The sequence below is a fragment of the Streptomyces daghestanicus genome (assembly GCF_020521275.1).
Taxonomy (GTDB): Bacteria; Actinomycetota; Actinomycetes; order Streptomycetales; family Streptomycetaceae; genus Streptomyces; species Streptomyces griseoviridis.
Genome location: NZ_BNDX01000010.1, coordinates 338,327 through 362,136 on the forward strand (window position 1 = coordinate 338,327; position 23,810 = coordinate 362,136).

The 23,810-nt window shown below is 73.4% G+C and carries 18 protein-coding genes, 4 tRNA genes and 1 other RNA gene; 9 read left to right on the forward strand and 14 right to left on the reverse strand.

The window, feature by feature from the left end; genetic code table 11:
* Positions 1-44 precede the first annotated feature (44 nt).
* The 8 genes from purF to purS all read right to left on the reverse strand — a co-directional run bounded on the left by purF (position 45) and on the right by purS (position 9,049).
* Complete coding sequence (gene purF, locus Sdagh_RS20535) at positions 45-1,571, reverse strand: amidophosphoribosyltransferase (RefSeq protein ID WP_189417124.1); 1,527 nt, start codon at positions 1,569-1,571, stop codon at positions 45-47.
* Positions 1,572-1,633: 62 nt separating this feature from the next.
* Positions 1,634-2,425, reverse strand: coding sequence for an META domain-containing protein (locus tag Sdagh_RS20540; protein WP_189417122.1), 792 nt, complete (start codon positions 2,423-2,425; stop codon positions 1,634-1,636).
* 36 nt (positions 2,426-2,461) lie between these two features.
* Positions 2,462-3,262 carry a maleylpyruvate isomerase family mycothiol-dependent enzyme gene (locus tag Sdagh_RS20545; protein ID WP_189417119.1) on the reverse strand — a complete coding sequence of 267 codons (801 nt, stop codon included), beginning with the start codon at positions 3,260-3,262 and terminating at the stop codon, positions 2,462-2,464.
* A 35-nt stretch (positions 3,263-3,297) separates the two neighbouring features.
* Positions 3,298-5,316 (reverse strand): caspase, EACC1-associated type, encoded by a 2,019-nt coding sequence (locus tag Sdagh_RS20550; protein WP_189417117.1) that lies wholly within the window; start codon positions 5,314-5,316, stop codon positions 3,298-3,300.
* Positions 5,313-5,678 carry an effector-associated constant component EACC1 gene (locus tag Sdagh_RS20555; protein ID WP_226535482.1) on the reverse strand — a complete coding sequence of 122 codons (366 nt, stop codon included), beginning with the start codon at positions 5,676-5,678 and terminating at the stop codon, positions 5,313-5,315. The genes Sdagh_RS20550 and Sdagh_RS20555 overlap by 4 nt, the downstream gene beginning before the upstream one ends.
* 166 nt (positions 5,679-5,844) lie before the next feature.
* A complete protein-coding gene (gene purL / locus Sdagh_RS20560; protein ID WP_189417115.1) occupies positions 5,845-8,103 on the reverse strand; it encodes a phosphoribosylformylglycinamidine synthase subunit PurL in 2,259 nt (752 codons plus the stop codon).
* Complete coding sequence (gene purQ, locus Sdagh_RS20565; protein WP_189417114.1) at positions 8,100-8,780, reverse strand: phosphoribosylformylglycinamidine synthase subunit PurQ; 681 nt, start codon at positions 8,778-8,780, stop codon at positions 8,100-8,102. The genes purL and purQ overlap by 4 nt, the downstream gene beginning before the upstream one ends.
* Entirely contained in the window at positions 8,777-9,049 is a 273-nt protein-coding gene (gene purS, locus Sdagh_RS20570; protein ID WP_029382608.1) for a phosphoribosylformylglycinamidine synthase subunit PurS, read from the reverse strand. The genes purQ and purS overlap by 4 nt, the downstream gene beginning before the upstream one ends.
* A 348-nt stretch (positions 9,050-9,397) precedes the next feature.
* On the opposite strand from purS, the gene Sdagh_RS20575 reads away from it, so the two are divergent.
* The 8 genes from Sdagh_RS20575 (at position 9,398) to Sdagh_RS20610 (ending at position 14,319) form a co-directional block, all read left to right on the forward strand.
* Positions 9,398-9,715, forward strand: a complete 318-nt coding sequence (locus Sdagh_RS20575; protein WP_189417113.1) for a histone-like nucleoid-structuring protein Lsr2 — start codon at positions 9,398-9,400, stop codon at positions 9,713-9,715.
* Between the two features lie 124 nt (positions 9,716-9,839).
* A tRNA-Gly gene (locus Sdagh_RS20580) sits at positions 9,840-9,911 on the forward strand.
* A gap of 80 nt (positions 9,912-9,991) precedes the next feature.
* A tRNA-Gly gene (locus Sdagh_RS20585) sits at positions 9,992-10,064 on the forward strand.
* Between the two features lie 145 nt (positions 10,065-10,209).
* The gene (locus tag Sdagh_RS20590) at positions 10,210-11,193 is read left to right on the forward strand and encodes an ABC transporter ATP-binding protein (RefSeq protein WP_190076884.1); all 984 of its coding nucleotides are present in this window, start codon (positions 10,210-10,212) and stop codon (positions 11,191-11,193) included.
* Positions 11,190-11,999, forward strand: coding sequence for an ABC transporter permease (locus tag Sdagh_RS20595; protein ID WP_189417111.1), 810 nt, complete (start codon positions 11,190-11,192; stop codon positions 11,997-11,999). Before Sdagh_RS20590 ends, Sdagh_RS20595 begins: the two co-directional genes overlap by 4 nt.
* 23 nt (positions 12,000-12,022) lie before the next feature.
* Positions 12,023-13,429 (forward strand): sensor histidine kinase, encoded by a 1,407-nt coding sequence (locus Sdagh_RS20600; RefSeq protein ID WP_189417109.1) that lies wholly within the window; start codon positions 12,023-12,025, stop codon positions 13,427-13,429.
* A gap of 156 nt (positions 13,430-13,585) precedes the next feature.
* Positions 13,586-14,200 carry a response regulator transcription factor gene (locus Sdagh_RS20605; protein ID WP_189417106.1) on the forward strand — a complete coding sequence of 205 codons (615 nt, stop codon included), beginning with the start codon at positions 13,586-13,588 and terminating at the stop codon, positions 14,198-14,200.
* Positions 14,201-14,243: 43 nt separating this feature from the next.
* A tRNA-Gly gene (locus Sdagh_RS20610) sits at positions 14,244-14,319 on the forward strand.
* 52 nt (positions 14,320-14,371) lie between these two features.
* Here Sdagh_RS20610 and Sdagh_RS20615 read toward each other — a convergent pair.
* The 6 genes from Sdagh_RS20615 to ffs form a co-directional block, all read right to left on the reverse strand.
* A complete protein-coding gene (locus Sdagh_RS20615; protein WP_190076885.1) occupies positions 14,372-15,271 on the reverse strand; it encodes a phosphoribosylaminoimidazolesuccinocarboxamide synthase in 900 nt (299 codons plus the stop codon).
* A gap of 135 nt (positions 15,272-15,406) precedes the next feature.
* Positions 15,407-16,918 carry a N,N-dimethylformamidase beta subunit family domain-containing protein gene (locus Sdagh_RS20620; protein WP_190076886.1) on the reverse strand — a complete coding sequence of 504 codons (1,512 nt, stop codon included), beginning with the start codon at positions 16,916-16,918 and terminating at the stop codon, positions 15,407-15,409.
* Positions 16,919-17,280: 362 nt separating this feature from the next.
* Positions 17,281-19,263, reverse strand: a complete 1,983-nt coding sequence (locus tag Sdagh_RS20625; protein WP_190076887.1) for a M48 family metalloprotease — start codon at positions 19,261-19,263, stop codon at positions 17,281-17,283.
* 320 nt (positions 19,264-19,583) lie between these two features.
* The gene (purD, locus tag Sdagh_RS20630) at positions 19,584-20,849 is read right to left on the reverse strand and encodes a phosphoribosylamine--glycine ligase (RefSeq protein ID WP_190076888.1); all 1,266 of its coding nucleotides are present in this window, start codon (positions 20,847-20,849) and stop codon (positions 19,584-19,586) included.
* A 297-nt stretch (positions 20,850-21,146) separates the two neighbouring features.
* Positions 21,147-23,456 carry a DNA polymerase III subunit gamma and tau gene (locus Sdagh_RS20635; RefSeq protein WP_190076889.1) on the reverse strand — a complete coding sequence of 770 codons (2,310 nt, stop codon included), beginning with the start codon at positions 23,454-23,456 and terminating at the stop codon, positions 21,147-21,149.
* A gap of 46 nt (positions 23,457-23,502) precedes the next feature.
* An RNA gene (gene ffs, locus Sdagh_RS20640) (signal recognition particle sRNA small type) lies at positions 23,503-23,601 on the reverse strand.
* Positions 23,602-23,673: 72 nt separating this feature from the next.
* Here ffs and Sdagh_RS20645 point away from each other — a divergent pair.
* Positions 23,674-23,761: transfer RNA gene (locus Sdagh_RS20645), tRNA-Ser, on the forward strand.
* The last annotated feature ends 49 nt before the right edge of the window (positions 23,762-23,810 follow it).

The following is a 23,810-nucleotide window of genomic DNA, read 5'->3' on the forward strand; positions in this document are numbered from 1 at the left end:
ACCTCTGACCTTTGTGTCGTACGGCAGGTGATGCGGACGGTCGGCTACGGGCGACGGATGGCGTCGGTTGCGGCCGTACCGGCGGGCCCGGCGGCCAGCTCGGTCTCCAGGAGCTGCTTGCCGAGCAGCTCGGGGTCGGGCAGCTCCATCGGGTACTCGCCGTCGAAGCAGGCGCGGCAGAGGTTCGGCTTGGCGATGGTGGTCGCCTCGATCATGCCGTCGAGGGAGATGTACGCCAGGGAGTCGGCGCCCAGCGAGGTGCCGATCTCGTCGATGGTCATGCCGTTGGCGATCAGCTCGGCGCGGGTGGCGAAGTCGATGCCGAAGAAGCAGGGCCACTTCACGGGCGGCGAGGAGATCCGGACGTGGACCTCGGCGGCGCCGGCCTCGCGGAGCATGCGGACCAGGGCCCGCTGGGTGTTGCCGCGGACGATGGAGTCGTCGACGACGACCAGCCGCTTGCCCTTGATGACTTCCTTCAGGGGGTTCAGCTTCAGGCGGATGCCGAGCTGGCGGATGGTCTGCGAGGGCTGGATGAACGTACGGCCCACATAGGCGTTCTTCACCAGGCCGGCGCCGAACGGGATGCCGGAGGCCTCCGCGTAGCCGATCGCGGCCGGGGTGCCGGACTCCGGGGTCGCTATGACGAGGTCGGCCTCGGCGGGGGCCTCCGCGGCCAGTTTGCGGCCCATCTCCACACGGGAGAGGTACACGTTCCGGCCGGCGATGTCGGTGTCCGGGCGGGCCAGGTAGACGTACTCGAAGACACAGCCCTTGGGCTTCGCTTCCGCGAATCGGGAGGAGCGCAGGCCCTTCTCGTCGATGGCGACGAACTCGCCGGGCTCGATCTCGCGGACGTAGCTCGCGCCGCAGATGTCCAGGGCGGCGGACTCGGAGGCGACGACCCAGCCGCGCTCCAGGCGGCCGAGGACCAGCGGGCGGATGCCCTGCGGGTCGCGGGCGGCGTAGAGGGTGTTCTCGTCCATGAAGACGAGGGAGAAGGCGCCGCGCACCTTGGGGAGGACCGCGTGGGCGGCCTCCTCGATGGTCAGGGGCTTGCCGTCCTCGTCGGCCTGGGCCGCGAGGAGCGCGGTGAGCAGGTCGGTGTCGTTGGTCGCCGCGACGCGCGGGGTGCGGCCTTCCTGCTTGGGCAGGTCGGCGACCATCTCGGCGAGCTGGGCGGTGTTGACGAGGTTGCCGTTGTGACCGAGCGCGATCGAGCCGTGCGCGGTGGCGCGGAACGTCGGCTGGGCGTTCTCCCACACGGAGGCGCCGGTGGTCGAGTAGCGGGCGTGTCCGACCGCGATGTGACCCTGGAGCGAACCGAGCGAGGTCTCGTCGAAGACCTGGGAGACCAGGCCCATGTCCTTGAAGACGAGGATCTGGGAGCCGTTGCTGACCGCGATTCCCGCGGATTCCTGGCCCCGATGCTGGAGGGCGTAGAGCCCGAAGTACGTGAGCTTTGCGACCTCTTCGCCCGGCGCCCAGACACCGAAGACGCCGCATGCGTCCTGGGGGCCCTTCTCGCCGGGAAGCAGATCGTGATTGAGTCGACCGTCACCACGTGGCACGTCTCCGAGTGTAGGGGAGGTCGGCGGCTGATCCGAATGGGGGATCGGGCCGCCCCCGTGTGTCACCGCTCCGCGACGGCCCGGACGGTCTCGCCGTTTGCGCTGGTCAGCGTGAGGGTCCGCTGATCGATTCGATACTCGATCCGCTGGTCGAAAAGGCCCGTCAGACGCTTCTCGGCGTCCATGAGTGAGTCTTCGCACATCATTCGGGTGGTGGTGGCCGGGCCCAGGGTGATACGTCCGTCGCCGACCGTGGCCCGCGCGGTGACGCGGTTGCAGCCGAGGCGGCCGGTGACGGTGGCGGTGTTCCCGGCGGAGCGGTCGAAGACGAGGTGCGCGCGGCCGGCCGTGCCGGGGCTGGTCACCGTCCAGGTGGTGCCGTGGAGCGGGGCGTCCCGGCGCTCGCTGAGGCGGACGGTGTCGCCGCCGGCGGTGGTGAGGGTCAGGCGGCCGTGGTCGGCCTTGGCGGTGAGGGGGCCGGCGGTGAGGGCGCGGGCGAGGGACTTCTCCAGGTCGGCGGACCGGCCGACGCAGGCGATCTCGGTCGAGCGGGCGTCGCTGAGGCGGACCCGGCCGCCGTCGACGGACGCCTTGGCGTGGAAGTCGTTGCAGCCGTAGCTGCCCTCGGCGGTGCCGTCGGCGGTGAGGGTCAGGTGGGCTCCCTGGGGGACCTGCCGGCGCTCGCCGCCGGTGGTGACGCTGTCGATCGCCCAGTGGACGCCGGTCACCTCCTGGGCCTCGCCGTCGGCCGAGGTGCTGCCGCCGGCCGCGTGTTCGCCCCCGCAGGCCGCCGCGAGCGGGACGAGCGCGGCGGCGGCCACCGTCATGATCGTGCGCTGCTTCTGCCTGTACATGACCATTCGACGGGCGTCCGGGGGAACCGGTTCCCGTCAGCCGAGGATCGGCAGCAGCCCGCCGAGGTCGGCGCGCTCCCCACTGGCGCTGACCTTGGCGTCCTTGACCGCGTCGGCCCAGGTCAGCCGCCCGGTGGCGAGGCGGAGCCAGGTGAGCGGGTCGGTCTCCACGACGTTGGGCGGGGTGCCCCGGGTATGCCGGGGGCCCTCGACGCACTGCACGACGGCGTACGGCGGGACCCGTACCTCCGTGGCGCCGCCGGGCGCCTTGAGGGCGAGCGCGTCGGCCAGCAGCCGGGTGGCGGTGGCCAGGGCCTGCCGGTCGAGGGGGACGCCGAGGCCGGGCACGGCGGCGTTCAGGTCGTCGGTGTGGACGACGAGTTCGACGGCGCGGGTGACGACGTAGTCGTCCAGCGGCAGCGCGCCCGCGTTGGTCTGGAGGAGCCGCCCGCCGGGGTGGGTGTCGAGCAGGGCGCGCAGGCTCTCGTCGACACCGGCGAGGTAGGCGTCGAGGTCGGGGTGGTCGGCGGCGAGCCGCCGGGTGAAGTCGGCGATCGCGGCGGACTTCCCGGCGGTGGCGAAGGGCCACTCGGTCACCTGGACGGTCCGCTCGGGCGGCGCCGGCCGGTCCAGGGCGCGGTGTACGGCGGTGAGCGCCATGCCGATGTGCGCGACCAGGTCCCGTACCGTCCAGTCGCCGAGCCGGGTCGGCCGGGCGAGCTGCTCCGGGGTGAGACCGCGGACGGCCTCCCGGACGTGCCCGGACTGCGCGAGGACGGCGGCGCGGGTGCGGGCGGGGTCGTAGGAGCGGGGGCGTTTCCTGGACGTCGTCGGCATGGGGGCGAGCTTATGCCGGGGTCTTCGCGGGGCGCCTACGGTTCCAGGCGCAGCGCGAGGGAGTACAGGCGGGTGATCTGGTCGCCGCTGCCGTTGTCGTCGGAGACCAGGTACAGGGGGCGCCAGCCCTCGTACGCGCCGGAGGTCCACGCCTTGCCCACGGCCATGCCCTCGACGTTGTCGACCAGCGGGTTGACCGGGTTGGAGCCGGGGGTGGCGACGGCTCCGGGGCCGCCCGAGGGGCAGGCGGTGAGGGAGAGGACGGGGGTTTCGTCGGCGAAGTTGTCCGCCGAGTCCGAGTGGAGGGAGTCCTTGTCGTTCACTGCGGGGGCGTCGCGCAGGGAGATCTGGACGACCCGGATGGAGGTGCCGAGGTCGGAGGTGTGCTCGCGCTCCAGGGCGAGCAGGTCGCCGGTGTTGTCGAGGGCGACCAGCTCCACCAGGTTCATCCCGTCACCGGCGAGATAGGCGTACTGCTCGTCCGGTGTGTAGGTGCCGGCGGGTTCCCCCGTGTACCGCTGGACGCGGATCACGGGGCGCCCGCGCTTGTCGCCGTCCTTGGCGAGGGGCGCCTCCCAGCCCGCGTAGAGGTGCCGGCCGTCCGGTGAGAGGGCGAGGGACTCGATTCCCCGGCCGACCTGGGCGCTGCCCTCGGGTGAATAGCGCAGTTCCTCCGGGATGGCGAAATCCTTGCCGAGCTGCTTGCCCGTGGCGGTGTCGAAGCGACGGATGGCCGGGCCGTCCTCGGAGGCGACCAGGACGGTCCGGCCGCCCTGTTCGATGACGAGGCCCTCGGCGTCGGGCCGCTTCTCGGGGAACGTGGTGCCGTCCGGCCGGCGCAGCGTGCGCGCCGTGTCGGCGACGGGGTCCAGGTCGGAGGGGGTGCCGAGGCGGAGGGGGAAGAGCAGCCCGGGGGAATTGTCGGCGAGGGCGAGCGCCTCGACGCCGTCCTCTCCCTCGGCGACGAGGGCGAGGGAGGAGAGACCGACGATGTTCTCGTAGTCGACGTTCCGTTTGTCCAGCGCGTCGGAGTGGTCGAGGAGGACGGCGCGGGGCGCGTCGGGGGTGGACAGGTGGCCGCCGCACTCGCCGGTCGCGGCGGCGGGGTGCGCGGTGTGCCACCAGTCGACGGCTCCGGGGGCGCCGAGGCCGACCGCGAGGCCGGCCGCCGCGGCGGCGAGCGGCCACAGGAGGGTGCGGGCGCGGCCGCGGGGCGGCTCGGCGGCGCGGTCGGCCGGTGGGGTCAGCGGCGGCAGCACCGCCACGTTGCGGACGAAGTCCAGCCCGCCGACGCCGTTGCGGTCCTCGTCCTGGGGCTGGGGCATCATGGGCCGGATCTCCGCGATCCGCTTCTTCACCTCCGTGAAGAGGTGGTGCAGTCCCAGCATGTCGGGGCCGTCCGCGACCCCCTGCCGCAGCACGTCCACCAGCGCTCCGGTGAAGACCGAGCAGCGCGTGGGGTCCGGGGCGTGCGAGGGGCGGTCCCTGGGCGCGGAGGTCATGACGTACGACCCCGAGACGTCGTGCAGCGTCCGCAGCGCCAGCTTGCCGCCCTGCTTGCCGGGGTCCTCGCCGGCCATCTCGCTGAGCACCTTGCCGCTGAAGCAGCAGTCGAGGATCAGGACGCGGCGCTGGGCGGCACCCGTGTCGCCGATGGCGGCGCTCACGTCGGCCGCCCGCACGCAGGTCTCGGGCTTGTCGTCCTCGGCGTCGGGGAGGGTGAGCAGCAGCTGCTTCTCGCGGCGCTCGATCAGGCCGTGCCCCGCGTAGTAGACGATCAGCGTGTCCTCGGCGAGTTCGGCGGCCCTGCGGACGGGGGCGATCAGCTCGCGCGCGGAGGCCGGGTTGCCGACCGTGAGGACGCGGTCCTCGGGGATGCCCCAGATCTCCGGGTCGGTGAGGGCGGCGCGCAGGTCCACGAGGTTGTGCCGGACGCTGCGCAGGGAGTCGAGGACGGTGTAGTCGTCCACGCCGATCAGGACGCAGGCGGAGCGGGCCGGGTCGATCCGGCTCCGGGGACCGGCGGGCGGGGCGGGGTCGGCGGGGGTGGTCACGTCCGCCCCTCGTCGGAGCTGTCCTCCGGGGTCTCGCCGCGCAGCGCGCGCAGCAGTTCCTCGGCCCGGGCGGGGTCGCCGCCGATGATCCGGACGGTGACCGGTGGTGTCCGGTCGCTGCGGCTCTGCCGCCACGCGAGGTACGACAGGGGCAGTTGCAGCACGCCGGCCGCGGTGGAGATCACGGCGAGGACCGCAGCGATCTCCGGGCTCATCCGCCCCGGGCTCTCCCCCTCGATCCGCTCCAGCCGGAGGTGGCCGCGGAGCGACCGGTCGTCCGCGAGCCAGTCGAGCAGGGAACGGAGTTCCTCCTCGCGCTCCGGCCCGTCCGCCTCGAACCTGATCCGCAACCGCTCACCCATCGGGGCCCCCACCCAGGTGTTCCCGTCGCACGTACGCCTTCAGGTTGGCACAACCACCGTGCCCGTCAGGACGATTCGGGAAACCCGGGCACCGCGGACGGCGACGGGCCACCGCCCCGGTCCCCCGCGGGGTGTCCGGAACGGTGGCCCGTACGGGCGCGGCGGGTCAGGCCAGCAGCGCCGGGATGGTGCCCTCGTGCGCCTCGCGCAGCTCGGCCAGGGGCAGCGCGAACTCGCCCTGGACCTCGACGGCGTCCCCGTCGACCACGCCGACGCGGGTGGCGGGCAGGCCCCGCGCGCCGCACATGTCGGTGAAGCGCAGCTCCTCCGAGCGCGGGACGGCGACGAGCGCGCGGCCGGCCGACTCGGAGAACAGGAAGGTGAACGCGTCGAGCCCGTCGGGTACGACGAGCCGCGCGCCCTTGTCGCCCAGCAGCGCCGACTCCACGACCGCCTGGACGAGACCGCCGTCGGACAGGTCGTGCGCGGAGTCGATCATGCCGTCGCGGGAGGCGGAGATCAGGATCTCGCCGAGCAGCCGCTCGCGCTCCAGGTCGACCTTCGGGGGCAGGCCGCCGAGGTGGTCGTGGATCACCTGGGACCAGGCCGAGCCGCCGAACTCCTCGCGGGTGTCGCCGAGCAGGTAGAGGAGCTGGCCCTCTTCCTGGAAGGCGACCGGGGTGCGCCGGGCCACGTCGTCGATGACGCCGAGGACGGCCACCACCGGCGTGGGGTGGATGGCGGCCTCGCCGGTCTGGTTGTAGAGGGAGACGTTGCCGCCGGTCACCGGGGTGCCGAGCTGCCGGCAGCCGTCCGCCAGGCCGCGGACGGCCTCCGCGAACTGCCACATGACGGCCGGGTCCTCGGGCGAGCCGAAGTTCAGGCAGTCGGAGACGGCGAGGGGCTTGGCGCCGGTGGTGGCGACGTTGCGGTACGCCTCCGCCAGGGCGAGCTGGGCGCCGGTGTACGGGTCGAGCTTGGCGTACCGGCCGTTGCCGTCCGTGGCGATGGCGACGCCGAGGCCGCTCTCCTCGTCGACGCGGATCATGCCGCTGTCCTCGGGCTGGGCGAGGACGGTGTTGCCCTGCACGAAGTGGTCGTACTGCTGGGTGATCCACTTCTTGCTGGCCTGGTTCGGGGAGGAGACCAGCCTCAGGACCTGGTCCTTCAGCTCCTCGCCGGACTGCGGCCGGGGCAGCTTGTTCGCGTCGTCGGCCTGGAGGGCGTCCTGCCAGTCGGGGCGGGCGTAGGGGCGCTCGTAGACCGGGCCGTCGTGGGCGACGGTGCGCGGGTCGACGTCGACGATCTTCCCACCGTGCCAGAAGATCTCCAGGCGGTCGCCGTCCGTGACCTCACCGATGACGGTGGCGATGACGTCCCACTTGTCGCAGATCTCCAGGAAACGGTCGACCTTCCCGGGCTCGACCACCGCGCACATGCGCTCCTGCGACTCGCTCATGAGGATCTCCTCGGGCGAGAGCGTGGAGTCGCGCAGCGGTACGTCGTCCAGGGTGACGCGCATGCCGCCGGAGCCGTTGGAGGCCAGCTCGGAGGTGGCGCAGGACAGGCCGGCCGCGCCGAGGTCCTGGATACCGACGACCAGCTTCTCCTTGAACGCCTCCAGGGTGCACTCGATGAGGAGCTTCTCCTGGAAGGGGTCGCCGACCTGGACGGCGGGGCGCTTCGACGGCTTGGCGTCGTCGAAGGTCTCGCTGGCCAGGATCGACGCGCCGCCGATGCCGTCGCCGCCGGTGCGGGCCCCGTAGAGGATGACCTTGTTGCCGGCGCCGGACGCCTTGGCGAGGTGGATGTCCTCGTGCCGCATGACGCCGATGGCACCGGCGTTGACCAGCGGGTTGCCCTGGTAGCAGGCGTCGAAGACGACCTCGCCGCCGATGTTGGGCAGGCCCAGGCAGTTGCCGTAGCCGCCGATGCCGGCGACGACGCCGGGCAGCACGCGCTTGGTGTCGGGGTGGTCGGCGGCGCCGAAACGCAGCGGGTCGACCACGGCGACCGGGCGGGCGCCCATCGCGATGATGTCGCGGACGATGCCGCCGACGCCGGTGGCCGCGCCCTGGTAGGGCTCCACGTACGACGGGTGGTTGTGCGACTCGACCTTGAAGGTGACCGCGTAGCCCTGGCCGACGTCGACGACGCCCGCGTTCTCGCCGATGCCGACGAGCAGGGCGTCGGACTCGGGGGCCTTCTCGCCGAACTGGCGCAGGTGCACCTTGCTGCTCTTGTACGAGCAGTGCTCGGACCACATCACCGAGTACATGGCCAGCTCCGCGCCGGTGGGGCGGCGGCCGAGAATCTCCACGACCCGCTCGTACTCGTCCTTCTTCAGGCCCAGTTCGGCCCAGGGCAGCTCGACGTCGGGGGTCGCGGCCGCGTGCTCGACCGTGTCCAGAGGCGTCCGGCTCATGCGTTGACCAGCTTCTTGAGGATCGAGGTGAAGAAGGGGAGGCCGTCGGTGCGGCCGGTGCCGATGAGCGGCTCCACGGCGTGCTCCGGGTGCGGCATCAGACCGACGACGTTGCCCGCCGCGTTGGTGATGCCGGCGATGTCGTTGAGCGAGCCGTTGGGGTTGACGTCCAGGTAGCGGAAGGCGACGCGGCCCTCGGCCTCCAGCTCGTCCAGCGTCCGCGGGTCGGCGACGTACCGGCCGTCCATGTTCTTCAGCGGGATGTGGATCTCCTGGCCGGCGCTGTAGTCGCTGGTCCAGGCCGTCCCGGCGTTCTCCACCCGCAGCTTCTGGTCACGGCAGATGAAGTGCAGGTGGTCGTTGCCCAGCATGCCGCCGGGGAGCAGGTGCGCCTCGGTGAGGATCTGGAAGCCGTTGCAGATCCCGAGCACCGGCAGACCGGCCTTGGCCTGGTCGATGAGGGTGTCCATCACCGGCGAGAAGCGGGCGATGGCCCCGGCGCGCAGATAGTCGCCGTAGGAGAAGCCGCCGCACAGCACCACGGCGTCGACCTGCTTGAGGTCCTTGTCCTTGTGCCAGAGCGCCACCGGCTCGGCGCCCGCGACCCGGATCGCGCGCTGCGTGTCCCGGTCGTCGAGGCTGCCGGGGAAAGTGACGACGCCAATACGAGCGGTCACTTCACCGCCCCCGCGACTTCCGCCGCTTCCTCGACGCGGACGGTGAAGTCCTCGATCACGGTGTTGGCGAGGAAGGATTCCGCAAGATCGTGGATGCGGGCGAGGGCGGCCTCGTCGACCGGCCCGTCAACTTCCAGTTCGAAACGCTTTCCCTGACGTACGTCCGAGATCCCCTCGAAACCCAGCCGCGGCAGTGCGCGCTGCACCGCCTGGCCCTGGGGGTCGAGGATCTCGGGCTTGAGCATGACGTCGACTACGACGCGTGCCACTGGCACTCCCGGTGTGTGGTGCTGAGCAGGTTCCTTCAGACTACCTGGTTTAAGCCGCCGAAATTTCTACGCGTGTAGAGTTGTAGGAAAGTACGTGAGCCCTGTCACGATTCGGCATCGGGCGCGGGACCCGGGAAAAGCTTAGGGAAAGATCGCCGAGTACCTGCGGGCAGCTATTGCGCGCCGGACACGCCAAGAGTTTTAGTCGGTCTTCCCATTGCATTGCCGAGCACTGTACAAATGAAATGTCATTAGCCGATACTTTGCCCAATTGCGGGCGAACAGTCGGCATCTCCACGACGTCCCGGCACGTCAGTGAGGAGATGCCGCACGAAGGGACCGATATTCGTGGCGCAGCGTGTCGTGGTCACTCTCTTCGACGACATCGACGGCTCGGAAGCGGCGGAGACGATCGCCTTCGGACTCGACGGCAGGATGTACGAGATCGACCTGAACGAGACCCACGCCCGGAAACTGCGGGAGGCCCTGGAGCCGTACGTGGAGGCCGGCCGCAAGCGGTCGCGGTCCGGCAAGGCCTACCGGCAGACGGAGGTCGCCCCCGACCCGGCGGCCGTCCGCGCCTGGGCGCAGGCCAACCGGATGGAGGTCCCGGCCCGGGGCCGCATCCCCAAGCGGGTCTACGAGGCCTTCGCCGCGGCGCGGTGAGCCGGGGCCGACGGGCGGTCACGAGCCCCTGGCGGCAGCCGACTTGCGCGACACCCCCGGCGATCAGCTAAAGTCTGGAGCACGCCGAGGGGCGGGGCCGGAAAAGCCCAGCTCACGAGGGCTTGCGGGTGTAGTTTAGTAGTAGAACATCCCCCTTCCAGGGGGAAGACGCAGTGTGCGATCCCTGTCACCCGCTCCGCACCGCCGTACCGACCGGTTCATCCGATCGGGTAGGCTGGTGCTCGCACCGATCGGTGAACGCTGGTCGGCGGCATTGCGGACGTAGCTCAGTTGGTAGAGCGCAACCTTGCCAAGGTTGAGGTCGCGAGTTCGAGCCTCGTCGTCCGCTCGGGAAGAGAACCCCCGGTCCTTCTGGACCGGGGGTTCTCTCGTGTGCCCGTGTCTCCAAGTGGCCTGGCCCGTCTGACATTTGTCATGGCGAGTCGTGACGCCGCGCACTGCTCCGGCGCCCGTGCCGCCGGGACCCTGGAGTCATGGATGCGAACGAACACGGACACGTGATTGAGGTCACCGGCCTGCGGCGTGTGTACGGGGGCGGGTTCGAGGCGGTGCGCGGGATCGGCTTCACCGTGCGCCGCGGCGAGATCTTCGCGCTGCTCGGCACCAACGGCGCCGGCAAGACGTCCACGGTCGAACTCCTGGAGGGCCTCGCCCCGCCGACCGCCGGACGGATCAGGGTGCTCGGGCACGACCCGTACACCGAGCGGGCCGCCGTACGGCCCCGGACCGGGGTGATGCTCCAGGAGGGCGGCTTCCCCTCCGAGCTGACCGTCGCCGAGACCGCGCGGATGTGGGCGGGCTGCGTCAGCGGCGCCCGGCCCGTCGCGGAGGTGCTGGACCTGGTCGGCCTCGGCGCGAAGACCGGCACCCGGGTCAAGCAGCTCTCCGGCGGACAGCGGCGCCGGCTGGACCTGGCGATGGCGCTGCTCGGCTCGCCCGAGGTGCTCTTCCTCGACGAGCCCACCACCGGCCTGGACGCCGAAGGCCGCCGCGACACCTGGGAGTTGGCGCGGGCCCTGCGCGACAGCGGTACGACCGTGCTGCTGACCACGCACTACCTGGAGGAGGCCGAGAACCTCGCCGACCGCCTCGCGATCATGCACGAGGGCCGGATCGCCGCCACCGGGACACCGGACGAGGTGACCGCCGCGCAGCCGTCCCGGATCTCCTTCGAACTGCCCGAGGGGTACTTCGCGGGCGACCTGCCGCCGCTCGCCGGACTCGGCGTCAGCGGCCACGACATCGACGGCCGCACGGTCCGGCTGCGCACCCGGGAACTCCAGCGGACCGCCACCGGGCTGCTGATGTGGGCCGCGAGCGCGGAGGTGGAACTGCGCCGCCTCGACGTGCGGCCGGCCTCCCTGGAGGAGGCGTTCCTCGGGATCGCCCGGCGGGCCGCCGAAGAGGCCGGCGGCGGGTCGGCGGCGGACCTCTCGACGAAGGAGTGCGTGCGATGACCGTCACCACCGAGGACCGGACCGGCGCCGCGCGGGGGCCGGCCAGTACGCCGCTGCGGCGGATGACCGCCCTCGCCCGCGCCGAACTGACCCTGCTCGGCCGGGCCAAGGGCACGCTCTTCGCCGCGGTGTTCGTGCCGCTGGTCCTGCCGCTCAGCGTGCGCTCGGCGGCCGAGGAGATGGACCTCGCCGGGGCCGGACTGACACCGGGCACCGTGGTCCTGCCCGCCGCGGTCGGCTTCTCCCTGCTCTTCGCCGTGTACTCCGCCCTGGTCGGCGTCTTCGTCGTCCGGCGCGAGGAACTCGTCCTCAAGCGGCTGCGCACCGGTGAACTGCGCGACGCCGAGATCCTGGGCGGCTCCGCCCTGCCGGCCGTGGTCATCGGACTGGCCCAGTGCCTGCTGCTCACGGCCGGCTGCACCCTCCTGCTGGACCTGCCGGCGCCGCCCGCGCCGCACCTGGCCGTCCTCGGTCTGCTGCTGGGGCTGGTGATGTGCGCCGCGCTCGCCGCCGTCACCGCGGCCTTCACCCGGACCGGTGAGAGCGCGCAGGTCACCCCGATGCCGCTGATGATGGTGTCGGTGATCGGCTCGGGCATGTTCGTCCCGCTGGAACTCCTCCCCGACAAGCTGGCCTCCGTCTGCGAACTGCTGCCGCTGACCCCGGTCGTCGCGCTGGTCCGCGGCGGCTGGACCGGCGACCTGTCGGCCGGCGAGGCCCTGGGCGCCCTGGCGACGGCGGTGGCCTGGACCGTGCTCGCGGTGTTTGCTGTACGCCGGTGGTTCCGCTGGGAACCACGACGCTGAGACGGGACCGGGGAGGGCCACGGATGCGCAGGCCGGGCGGCTGGTGGCGGGGCAAGACCACGCCGGCGAAGGTGGAGACGTACACGCGGTGGTCGTTCCACTTCATCGCGCTGATCGAGGTCTCCGTGGCCGGACTGTCGGTCTTCGCGCAGGTGGGCCACGGGCCGGCGGGCGCGCTCTGCCTGGTGGTCGCCGCGCACGCCGCGGTCTGCGCGGTGACCGGCGCGCGGGCGCTGGACTGGACCTGCGGGCGGCGCGAGCAGCCGGTGCGGCTGCTGTGGACCCTCGGCGTCCTCACCGCCGTGCTGGCGGCCGGGGCGATCGCCTTCGTGCAGTTCGGACCCGTGCACGACGACGACCTCGCCACCGCGGTGGGCGGCCTCTTCGGCTGCGTCGTCACCTTCGGCATCGGCTTCATGGCGCTGGGGCTGCCCCGGCGGCGGGTCGCCCCGCTCATCGGCGGCTACGCGGCGGGCGCGGTCGCCGTCTCCCTCGTCCTGGGCGTGCATCCGCTGGCCGCGCTGCTCACCTCGGTCAGCGTGGTGCTGGGCGGCGGCTTCCTCGCCTTCACCTCGGTCTTCTCCGTATGGCTGCTGAACGCGGTCTTCGAACTCGACGAGGCCCGCGAGACCCGGGCCCGGCTCGCGGTCGCCGAGGAACGGCTGCGGTTCGGCCGCGACCTGCACGACGTGATCGGCCGGAACCTGGCGGTGATCGCCCTCAAGAGCGAACTCGCCGTCCAGCTCACCCGGCGCGGACGGCCCGAGGGCGTGGAGCAGATGATCGAGGTGCAGCGCATCGCCCGCGAGTCGCAGCGCGAGGTACGGGACGTCGTACGGGGATACCGCGAGGCCGACCTGGAGGCCGAACTGGGCGGCGCCCGGGGCGTCCTGGGGGCCGCGGGCATCCGCTGCGAGGTGACCGGTGACACGGCCGGGCTGCCCGGACCGGTGCAGTCGGCGCTCGGCTGGGTGGTGCGGGAGGCGACCACCAATGTGCTGCGGCACGGGGCCGCGCAGCGGTGCGCCGTGACGGTACGGACGACCGGGGAGCGAGTGGTGCTGACGGTGGAGAACGACGGCGCCGGGGCCGCCCCCGGCGGGACACCCGGCGCGCCGGGCGGGGGACCGGCGGGCGGGCGGGGCGGCTCGGGGCTGGCCGGGCTGCGCGAACGGCTGACCGCGGTCGGCGGGACGCTGGAGGCGGGGCCCGCTGACGGGGACGTGTTCCGGGTGGTGGCACGGGTGCCGCTGGGGGCGGGGGTGGGGGCAGGCGCCGGGGCCTCGGTAGCCGTCGGGACGGGTGCGGGAAACGGGGCCTCGGTGGCCGCCGGGACCGGTGCGGGAAACGGGGCCTCCGTGGCCGCCGGGACCGGTGCGGGAAACGGGGCCTCCGTGGCCGCCGGGACCGGTGCGGGAGATGAGGCGTGAGGGACGTCGTAGGGGTGTGGGTGGTGTTGCGGCGTGGCGTGAGGGAGGTTCGTGCGGGTGCGGGAGGCGGGGCGGGGTCGGGGTGCGAGGGACGTCGTGCGGGTGCGAGAGGCGGGGCGTGGGTGACTTCGTACGGGCGCGGGGGGTGGGGTCGTCGTGAGTGACGTCGTACGGGTGCTGCTCGCCGATGACGAGCACCTCATCCGGGGGGCGCTGGCCGCGCTGCTCGCCCTGGAGGACGACCTCCTGGTGGTCGCCGAGGCCGCCACCGGCCCGGAGGCGCTGGCGATGGCGCGGGCGCACGCCCCCGACGTGGCCGTCCTCGACCTCCAGATGCCCGGCGCCGACGGTGTGAAGGTGGCCACATCGCTGCGCACCGAGCTGCCCGGCTGCAAGGTGCTGATCGTGACCGGCCACGGCCGCCCCGGGCACCTCAAGCGGGCCCTGGCGGCTGGGGTGCGCGGCTTCGTGCCGAAGACGGTGAGCGCCCAGCGGCTCGCCGAGATCATCCGCACCGTCCAGGCCGGAAACCGGTACGTCGACCCGGAGTTGGCCGCCGACGCGATCTCCGCCGGGGACTCGCCGCTGACCGCGCGCGAGGCCGAGGTCCTGGAACTGGCCGCCGACGGCGCGCCGGTCGCGGAGATCGCCGAGCGGGCCGCGCTGGCGGAGGGGACCGTACGGAACTACCTGTCGTCGGCGGTGACCAAGCTCGGGGCGGAGAACCGTCATGCCGCGGTACGTCTCGCGCGAGAGCGAGGTTGGGTATAGTGGTGCTCGCGCCACGGCGAAAGCGGAGGCGCGAGCAGTACCTGCGAACGTAGCTCAGTTGGTAGAGCGCAACCTTGCCAAGGTTGAGGTCGCGAGTTCGAACCTCGTCGTTCGCTCCAGATGGAAAAGCCCCCGGCTCCGGCCGGGGGCTTTTCCATGTGGTCCGGGGGGTCAGGACCAGCTCAGGCCCGTCAGCCGCTCGTACGCCTCGATGTACTTGGCACGGGTCGCCTCCACGACCCGCTGCGGCAGCGGCGGCGGGGGCTGCTCGCTCCTGCGGTCCCAGCCGGACTCCGCCGAGGTCAGCCAGTCCCGGACGTACTGCTTGTCGTACGACGGCTGGGCGCGGCCCGGCTCCCACGTCCCGGCCGGCCAGAAGCGGGAGGAGTCCGGGGTGAGGACCTCGTCCGCGAGGATCAGCTCCTCGCCCTCGAAACCGAACTCGAACTTGGTGTCGGCCAGGATGATCCCCCGGTCACGGGCGATGTCCCGGGCCCGGGAGTACACGGCGAGGGTGGCCTGCCGCAGCCGGGCGGCGGTGTCGGCGCCGACCTGGCGGGCGACCTCCTCGTAGGAGACGTTCTCGTCGTGCTCGCCGACCTCGGCCTTGGTGGCCGGGGTGAAGATCGGCGCGGGCAGCTCGGAGCCGTCGACGAGGCCCTCGGGCAGGGCGAGGCCGCAGACCGTGCGGGACGCGTCGTACTCGACCAGGCCGGAGCCGGTGAGGTAGCCGCGGGCCACACACTCCACCGGAACCATGGCCAGCGACTTGCAGACCAGGGTGCGGCCCGCCCAGTCGGCGGGAGCGCCGGCGGGCAGCTCGGTGCTCAGCACGTGGTTCGGGACCAGGTCCGCGAGCTGGTCGAACCACCACAGGGAGAGCTGGGTGAGGACGCGGCCCTTGTCGGGGATCTCGGTCGGCAGCACCCAGTCGTAGGCGGAGATGCGGTCGCTGGCGACCATCACGAGGTCGCCCGCCTCGTTGCGGTACAGCTCGCGCACCTTCCCGGTGTGCAGGTGCACCAGGCCCGGAACCTCGGTCGGCTCGGGCTTTTCGACGAATCCGGACACGGTTCCTCCCCGTGGTTCTGTCCAATGCCTCCGCATTCTCCCGTACGGGGTGCGGGGCGGAGGACAGCGGGTCGGGGGTGGGGCGGGAGGGGAACCGCCGGGGGCGGCCGGGGGCGCGGGTCCGTCGGGTCCCGGTCAGTCGCGTTTGCAGATGCGGTCCATCAGGTTGGCGGTGGCGCGTTGGATCCGCGGGTCGACGTGGCCGGGACGGTCCAGGGCCGGGGACCAGGCGAACGTCCCGGACGCGAAGACCCACGCCCCGGAGGGCGACCGGTACAGGGACGTCTCCTGGTGGCGCGGGACGCCGTCGGGGTCCCGGTACGGGGAGTGCGCGAGCAGCACCCGCTCGTCGTACGGCGGCAGTGGGGCGCGCGGGAAGTAACGGTCCGCCTCGCCGGCGACCAGGTCCTCGACCGGGTCGCCCTCGTGGGCGCCGGTGGCCTCCCACAGCCAGTGGTCGGCGTTGCGCACGATCAGCGGGTGCGGCTCGGGGACGCGGCCGGCGTACTGGATGCCGAGCACCTCCTGCTCAGGGCGGTCGACTTCCCGCCACAGCACCGGCTTGCCAGGGCCTTTGCGTTTGCGGCAGGTCAGCAGGCGGTCGGGGACGCCGGACGCGGAGGGGGACAGCTCCACCTGCCAGTACATGGTGTTGGCGGAGAGGAAGACCAGGGAGGTGCCCTGCTCGCGGGCCAGCTCGGTGGTGCGGCGCATCGCCGCGGACCAGTACTCGTCGTGGCCGGGAAAGACCAGGCCCCGGTAGCGGGTCGGGTCGACGCGGCCGGCGTGCAGGTCGCGGGCGTCGGCGTAGGCGAGGTCGTAGCCGTAGCGCTCGGCGAAGCGGATGAAGTCGTAGGCGTGGCCGACGTGGAGGGGCAGGCCGGCGCCCGCGTACGGGCGGTCGAAGGAGACGGTCGTGGCGGCGTCGGCCTCGCCGAGCAGCCGGCCGTCCTTGTCCCAGGCGTGGTAGAGGCTGGCCCCTGCCCGGCCGTCCTCCGGGTAGAGGTTGTACGCCTGCCAGGTGATGTCCGGCAGGAGCAGCAGCAGATCGGCGGGTTGGTTGTCGCGGACGGTGAAAGGGACGTGGGAGCGGTAGCCGTCGGCGGTGGTGAGGACGGCGACGTACGCGCCGATGTTCCAGTACGTGGGGACCTGGAGCCGCCAGGACAGCCACCAGTGGTGGCAGGAGACGGTGCGGTCGGCGGCGAGCGGCGCGGGCTGCACGATGCCGGACAGCCGGGGGCTGCTGGTGATCTTCGCGGCGCCGTCGCCGCCGTAGTGGCCGATGCGGTAGACGTCGACGGAGAACTCCTGGGGCGGGTCCACCGTGATGTGGAAGTCGATCGCGTCGCCGGGCGCGACCGCGCCGGTGGAGGTGAATCCCTTGATCTGGAGGTGCACGTCGTCGGCGGCGCGGGGGCCGCCGCCGTCCGGGGAGCTGCGGGTTGTCGTGGCGCGGGTCCCGCCGCCGCGTCCGCCCGGCCGCGGGGCGGGCTCCGGATCGACGTACCAGGGGACGATCTGGCCGCTGTCGCCGAAGTAGGTCTCGCCGCCGCGCAGCCACGGCACCGGCCCTTGGCCGAAGGGGTCCGTGACGGCGTGGGCGAGTGCTCCGGATTCCCATCGGCGGATCTGCTCGGACCCCATGGGTCGATCCCCTCCCTCATGCCCCCGTGGTCGTGCGTATGACGTACGCCAATGCCATGTGCGCGATCGGTCCCAGCACATCACATCTCGCACGCGGGCTGTCACGGTTCGTCGCGGACCGAGTCGAAGTGGAATGCCGGAGTCCGCGGGGAGTTCGCTGAGGTGGCAGCGGGCGGGAGGGGGTGGAGGGGGCGCCGGGGCGGCCGGGTGCCAGGGGTGGTCGGGGGTGGCGGGGACCTGTTGTGCGGGAGGAGGGAGCGGGATGGTCTGCGGTCGGTGGCCGGTCGTGGTCGGTGACCGATCGTGGTCGGTGACCGATCGTGGCCGACGGGCAGCCGTGGCCGGCGGGCAGCGGGCGGCGGTCAGACCAGGCGTACGGGCTTCTCGGGGCGTATGCCCAGGTCGGTGAGCCAGGTACGCAGCGGGCCGGGGTCGCCGGTCTCGACCAGGGCGAGGACGCGGGGGGCCAGGTCGGCGGCGCGCTCGCCGCGGATCAGCAGGGACGGGCCGTCGAGCCAGTCCAGGCCGGGGGCGGCACCGGCGGTGTCCATCGCGGCGCAGCAGACCATCGCGGTGACGTGGTCGGTGAGGATCTCGCGGCCGGTGCGCGGGGGGCGCAGCGGGAGGAGGGGGAGGGGGCCGTCGTCCCAGAGGGCCGTCTCGGGAGCGGCCGGGGTGGGGGCCGGGGGGTGGACGGCCGGGGCCGGTCTTTCGGTGGGGTGGAGGCCGGCGGCGGCCGCGGCCTCCTCGCGGGCCAGCTCGGCGGTGAGGCCGGCGGCGAGCGCGGCGCCGCGGGCGGTGGTGCCGGACAGGTCGTCGTCATCGTCGAGGTCTGGGGCGACGTCGGAGGCGGGGGTGAAGTCGAAGACGGGTGCGGGGGTGAAGTCGACGTCGGGTGCGGGGGCGGTGCCGGGGGCGGGGGCGGTGTCGTGCGGGCCGCCGCTCGTGCCGTTCGGGTTGTGGTCGTCGTCCGTGACGTGCGTGGCGTCCGTGCCGCTCACGGTTCTGGTGGCGTCGTCCGTCGTGTCGCTGCCGGTGCCGGCGGTGGCCGGGGCCGCGTCCGTGAGGTGGTCGAGGACGCGGGCCAGGGTGGGGCCGTCGGTCTCCGGGCCGGTGTCGTCGGTGGTGCGGCGGACACCGAGGGCGTCCAGGACCCGGTGGAGGCGGGCCGCGTCGGTGCGCCAGGTGCGGTCGACGACCTCCTCCGGGTACTCGTGCCACTCCAGCGGCGCCCAGTCGGCGCCGGGCTCGGCCGGGCCGCCGTGGAAGAGGCGCGCGGCGAGGAGGGAGGTGGCCTCGTCCATCGCGCCGGGCTCCTCCAGCAGGTCGCAGGCGGGACGCTCGCCCAGCCGGGAGGCGAAGCCCTCGGCCAGCCGGTCGCGGCGGGACAGCTCGGTCAGCGCGGCGACGACGCCCGCGTCCAGCCGGGTGGGCCAGCGACCGGTGCGCCAGGCGGGCAGCGCCACCCGGGTCAGCAGGCGGTCCCAGCCCGCGTAGGCCAGCCCGACCTGCTCCTGCGCGACGATCCGGAGCCCGTAGTCCACGGCCTGGGCGCGCTCGGCGGCGGCGGTCGCCACCCCGCGCTCCATCTCGGCGGCGTGCGTCCGGCAACCGCGCAGCAGCAGGCGGGCCACCCAGCCGACGCCGGCCCGCGCGGCACGGGACAGCGGGTGCCGGCCCGGCTCCGCGGCCACCGCCACCGCCGCGTCCAGGCCCCGGACGAAACGCCGGGCGGCGGCTATGTCGGGGTGCGCGGACGGGCCCGTACCGGCGACGACCGGGGCGAGGACCGCGCGCAGCTCGCCCACACGCATCCACCACAGGAAGGGGGAGCCGATGACGAGGACGGGCGCGGCGGAGGACCGGCGGTCGGTGGGGCCGCCCGGACCCGTCCCGTCGTCGACGCCCGCCGGGGGCGGCGGACGGCCGTGCGCCCGGTGGGTGCGGTCCTCCAGCCAGCTGTCGCAGTCCGGGGTGAGCGCTATCGCGGACGGGGCGGGGACGTCGAGCCGGTCGGCGAGGTCGCGCACCATCCGGTAGAGGTCAGGGGCCGACGACTCCGCGACGGCGACCGTCGGGGTGACGGCGGGCCGCGCGCGGGCCACCACCGCGGCGACCCCGGCGGCGGCGAGCAGGACGAGGAGGGCGAGCACGGTCACCGTCCAGCGCGCGGCGTCCCAGCCCGCGCCGACGAGACGGCCGGTGGCTCCGCCCGCCAGCAGGATCACCGCCGCGGCCGCCGGGAGCAGCGCGACGGCGAGGGCCCGGCTGCGGACCCGCAGCACGGCCAGGGCCCGGGCACGCGCGCCCAGCGCTCCCCGCTCCTCCACGCCCATGCCGCTCATGCCGGACCTCATCCCCTCACTGACCCCGCACGCCTGGTGGCGGTGCGATCGCCGCTGGTGCTCACTCCCCCACTGTGGCACCCGCCACTGACATCGCAATGCGCGGTGGGCCAAGTGCCGGAATGCTTGCGCCGCACCCTAGTTGGGGGTCCGGGGTCCGTCAGCCGTATGGGGCATCGGTCACTCGATGGAATGGCTTTGGGGAAAGGTGGATGACGGACGGCGAACATCAGGCCCCGGCTCCCGGGACGTGGAGTCCGGGAACCGGGGCCTGATTCCGTCCGTGCGCGGTCCTCACCCGGTCCGTCGACGCGGGCCGGTCACGCCTCGGTCGTCACCTCGGCCGCCGCCTTCGCCGCGATGTCGGTGCGGTGCTGGGAGCCGTCGAGGCCGATGCGGGCGACGGCCCGGTAGGCGCGGTCGCGGGCCTCGGTGAGGTCGGCGCCGGTGGCCGTGACGGACAGCACCCGGCCGCCGGCGCTGACGACGGCGTCGCCCTCGCGCCGGGTTCCGGCGTGCAGCACGTAGGCGTGCGGGGCGTCCTCGGCGGCCACCTCGTCGAGGCCGGTGATGGGGTCGCCGGTCCGCGGGGTGCCGGGGTAGTTGTGCGAGGCGACGACGACGGTGACCGCCGCGTCCTCGCTCCAGCGCAGGGGTTCGAGATCGGCGAGGTTGCCGGTGGCGGCGGCCATCAGCAGGCCGGCCAGCGGGGTCTTCAGCCGGGCCAGCACGACCTGGGTCTCGGGGTCGCCGAAACGGGCGTTGAACTCGATCACGCGGACACCGCGCGAGGTGATCGCGAGCCCGGCGTAGAGGAGACCGGAGAAGGGGGTGCCGCGGCGGCGCATCTCGTCGACGGTGGGCTGGAGGACGGTGTGCACGACCTCGTCCACGAGCTTGGGGTCGGCCCACGGCAGCGGGGAGTACGCGCCCATGCCGCCGGTGTTGGGGCCCTCGTCGCCGTCGAGCGCGCGCTTGAAGTCCTGGGCGGGCTGGAGCGGACGTACGTTGTCGCCGTCGGTGATGGCGAAAAGGGAGACCTCGGGGCCGTCGAGGTACTCCTCGATGACGACGCGTCCGCAGGCGCGCGCGTGGGCGCGGGCGGCCTCGATGTCGTCCGTGACGACGACGCCCTTGCCGGCGGCGAGACCGTCGTCCTTCACGACGTACGGGGCTCCGAACGCGGTGAGGGCCGCGTCCGCCTCCTCGGGGGTGGTGCAGACGTACGAGCGGGCCGTGGGCACGCCGGCGCCGGCCATGACGTCCTTGGCGAACGCCTTGGAGCCCTCCAGACGCGCGGCCTCCTTGGAGGGGCCGAAGACCGGGATGCCCGCCTCGCGCACGGCGTCGGCGACCCCGGCGACCAGGGGCGCCTCCGGGCCGACCACGACCAGCTCGGCGCCGAGGCGCGTGGCGAGCGCGGTCACCGCCACGCCGTCGAGGGCGTCGACCTGGTGCAGCTCGGCGACCTCGGCGATGCCGGCGTTGCCGGGGGCGCAGTGCAGCGCCGTGACGCCGGGGTCGAGGGACAGGGAACGGCACAGGGCGTGTTCGCGGGCACCGCTGCCGATGACGAGGACCTTCACGGGGTCAGCCTAACGGGAGCGGGCGGGGGCCTTTGTACGGGATGCCCAGCGGGTGGGGCGGGGGCGTTCGTCGGATCGTCCGAGGAGCAGGGGAGCGGGCGCGCGAGCGCGGGAGGCCCGTACGGCTGCACCCCGTACGGGCGGTGCGAGCCGCACGGGTCGTACGAGTCGTACGGGTCGCGGGCCCTAACGGGTCGCGGATCGGACGGGTCGCGGGTCGCACGAGTAACAGCCGTACGACCGGAGTACCGACGGCCGGAGCGTGTGCGGGCCGGAGCCCGCGCCGGCCGGCGGCGCTCACTCGTTGGCGATCTCCTCCACCACCGTCGCCCCCAGCTCGCGGACGAGCAGTTCCTTGCCGGAGAGGGCCGACTCGTCGAGGTCGGGGTCGTCGTCCTCGGGGATGTCGTCCTCGATGGAGACCGGCGGCGGCTCGGGCGCCGGGGGGCGGGCCGCGGGGGCCGGGGCCGACACGGGGGCGGAGGACGCCGGGGCCGTCGGGGACGGCGCGGGGCCGGAGGGGGCCGGGGAGGAGGCCGCTGCCGGACGCTGGGCGGGGGCGGAGGTGCCGTACCCACCACCGCCGTACCCACCACCGCCGTAGCCACCACCGGCCGGGCCGCCGCCGGAGGGGCCTGCCGGGGGCGGGGGTGCCGAGCCGCCGCCGGACGGGTCGACGACCGCCTCGATCTTCCACTGGACGTTGAACTGCTCGCTCAGCGCCTGCCGCAGTACGTCCTCGCTGCCGCTGCTCGCGAAGTTGTCCCGCGCGCCCGCGTTGACGAAGCCGAGGCGGAGGGTGGTGCCGTCGAAGCCGGTCACCTGGGCGTTCTGGCTGAGCAGGATCCAGGTGAACCGGCGGCGGTTCTTGACCGCCTCCAGGATGTTCGGCCAGAGGGTGCGGGGGTCGAGGCCGCCGGGGGCCGTGAAGGCGGGGCCGGCGGAGGACGGGGCGGGAGCCGGCGTCGGGGCGGGTGCGGGGGCCGCGGCGGGGGGCGGGGACGACGGGGCCGGCGGCTGGCCGGCGCCGCCCGCGGGGGCGGCCGTGGGCCAGCCACCGGGACGCCGGCCGCCGCCGGCGGGGGCAGCGGTGGGCCAGGCACCGGGCGCGGACGGCTGGGCGGGGGCGGAGGGCGGGGGCGGGCTCGGGGCGGCAGTGGGCGGGGGCGAGGGCCGCGCGGGCGCGGTGGCCTGCGGCGCGGAGGCGGGCCGCACGGGCGCCGAGGCGGGAGCGGGGGCGTCGCCGGAACCACCCGTACCGGCACCGGCACCCGCACCGGCGTTCATGTCCGGGCCTGCGGGAACGGCCGGTGCGGCCACTCCCGGTCCCCGGACCGCCGCCCGTGCCGCAGCGACGCCGCCGCCCGGCGGCACGGGCGCGGCGGCGGGGTGGGCCTCGGGTCCCGGCACATACCCGGCGGCCGGCAGGCCCGCGCCCGAGGAGAAGCTCACCCCGCGCTCGATACGGTCCAGGCGGGCCATCACCGACCGCTCGTCGCCGTACGCCGCGGGCAGCAGCACGCGTGCGCAGATCAGCTCCAGCTGGAGGCGGGGCGAGGTGGCGCCGCGCATCTCGGTGAGCCCCTCGTTGACCAGGTCGGCGGCGCGGCTCAGCTCGGCGGCGCCGAAGGAGCGCGCCTGGGCCTGCATGCGCTCGATCACGTCGGCCGGGGCGTCGATGAGCCCCTTCTCCGCGGCGTCGGGCACGGCCGCGAGGATCACGAGGTCGCGCAGCCGCTCCAGCAGGTCGGCGACGAACCGCCGCGGATCGTTGCCGCCCTCGATGATCCGGTCGACGACCTCGAAGGCCGCGGCCCCGTCCCCCGAGGCGAACGCCTCGACCACGGAGTCGAGCAACGAGCCGTCCGTGTACCCGAGCAGGGCCGTCGCCATGGCGTACGTCACACCCTCGGCACCCGCGCCGGCCAGCAACTGGTCCATGACGGACATGGAGTCACGCACCGACCCCGCGCCGGCCCGCACGACGAGCGGCAGCACGCCTTCCGCGACCGGGATGTCCTCCTTGGCGCACACCTCGCCGAGGTACTCCCGGAGCGTGCCGGGCGGGACGAGCCGGAAGGGGTAGTGGTGGGTCCGCGACCTGATGGTGCCGATGACCTTCTCGGGCTCGGTGGTCGCGAAGATGAACTTGAGATGCTCCGGCGGCTCCTCGACGACCTTCAGCAGCGCGTTGAACCCGGCCGACGTGACCATGTGGGCCTCGTCGATGATGTAGATCTTGTACCGGCTGCCGGCGGGCCCGAAGAATGCCTTCTCCCGCAGGTCACGCGCGTCGTCGACGCCACCGTGCGACGCGGCGTCGATCTCGATGACGTCGATCGAACCCGGCCCGTTCCTGGCGAGGTCCCGGCACGACTGGCACTCGCCGCAGGGCGTGGGCGTGGGCCCCTGCTCGCAGTTCAGACAGCGCGCCAGGATGCGGGCGCTGGTCGTCTTGCCGCAGCCGCGCGGACCGCTGAACAGGTACGCGTGATTGACCCGGTTGTTCCGCAGCGCCTGCTGCAGCGGGTCGGTGACATGCTCCTGCCCGATGACCTCCGCGAAGGTCTCCGGGCGGTAGCGGCGGTAGAGCGCGAGAGACGACACGCATACGAGGTTATAGGCGACGACTGACAACCGGCCCGGCCCCGGAAACGACAACGCCCCCCACGCACCCGCCAGAGCCGACCTACCCTTGCTGCCTTCCGGCCCTGGGGGAGTTCAGTCAGATAGCGCCGCGTGAGGGGCTGCACCCAGCGTACCTGATCGCGGCCCCCCGGAACGAGTTCGCGAGCACCCTCCGACGTCATGTAATGTCTCCAGCGGAGGATTCGCCTAGAGGCCTAGGGCGCACGCTTGGAAAGCGTGTTGGGGGCAACCCCTCACGAGTTCGAATCTCGTATCCTCCGCCAGTGCCTCACCGGGCACGATGTCGAAGGCCCCCTGGAAACAGGGGGCCTT

Bases quoted from the DNA above. Each gene is read 5' to 3' on its own strand.
- purL (WP_189417115.1), bottom strand. From the start codon at position 8,103: ATGAGCCGGACGCCTCTGGACACGGTCGAGCACGCGGCCGCGACCCCC.
- Sdagh_RS20625 (WP_190076887.1), bottom strand. From the start codon at position 19,263: ATGAGCGGCATGGGCGTGGAGGAGCGGGGAGCGCTGGGCGCGCGTGCC.
- Sdagh_RS20600 (WP_189417109.1), top strand. From the start codon at position 12,023: ATGCGCAGGCCGGGCGGCTGGTGGCGGGGCAAGACCACGCCGGCGAAG.
- Sdagh_RS20555 (WP_226535482.1), bottom strand. From the start codon at position 5,678: ATGGGTGAGCGGTTGCGGATCAGGTTCGAGGCGGACGGGCCGGAGCGC.
- Sdagh_RS20590 (WP_190076884.1), top strand. From the start codon at position 10,210: ATGGATGCGAACGAACACGGACACGTGATTGAGGTCACCGGCCTGCGG.
- Sdagh_RS20540 (WP_189417122.1), bottom strand. From the start codon at position 2,425: ATGTACAGGCAGAAGCAGCGCACGATCATGACGGTGGCCGCCGCCGCG.
- Sdagh_RS20595 (WP_189417111.1), top strand. From the start codon at position 11,190: ATGACCGTCACCACCGAGGACCGGACCGGCGCCGCGCGGGGGCCGGCC.
- Sdagh_RS20620 (WP_190076886.1), bottom strand. From the start codon at position 16,918: ATGGGGTCCGAGCAGATCCGCCGATGGGAATCCGGAGCACTCGCCCAC.
- Sdagh_RS20545 (WP_189417119.1), bottom strand. From the start codon at position 3,262: ATGCCGACGACGTCCAGGAAACGCCCCCGCTCCTACGACCCCGCCCGC.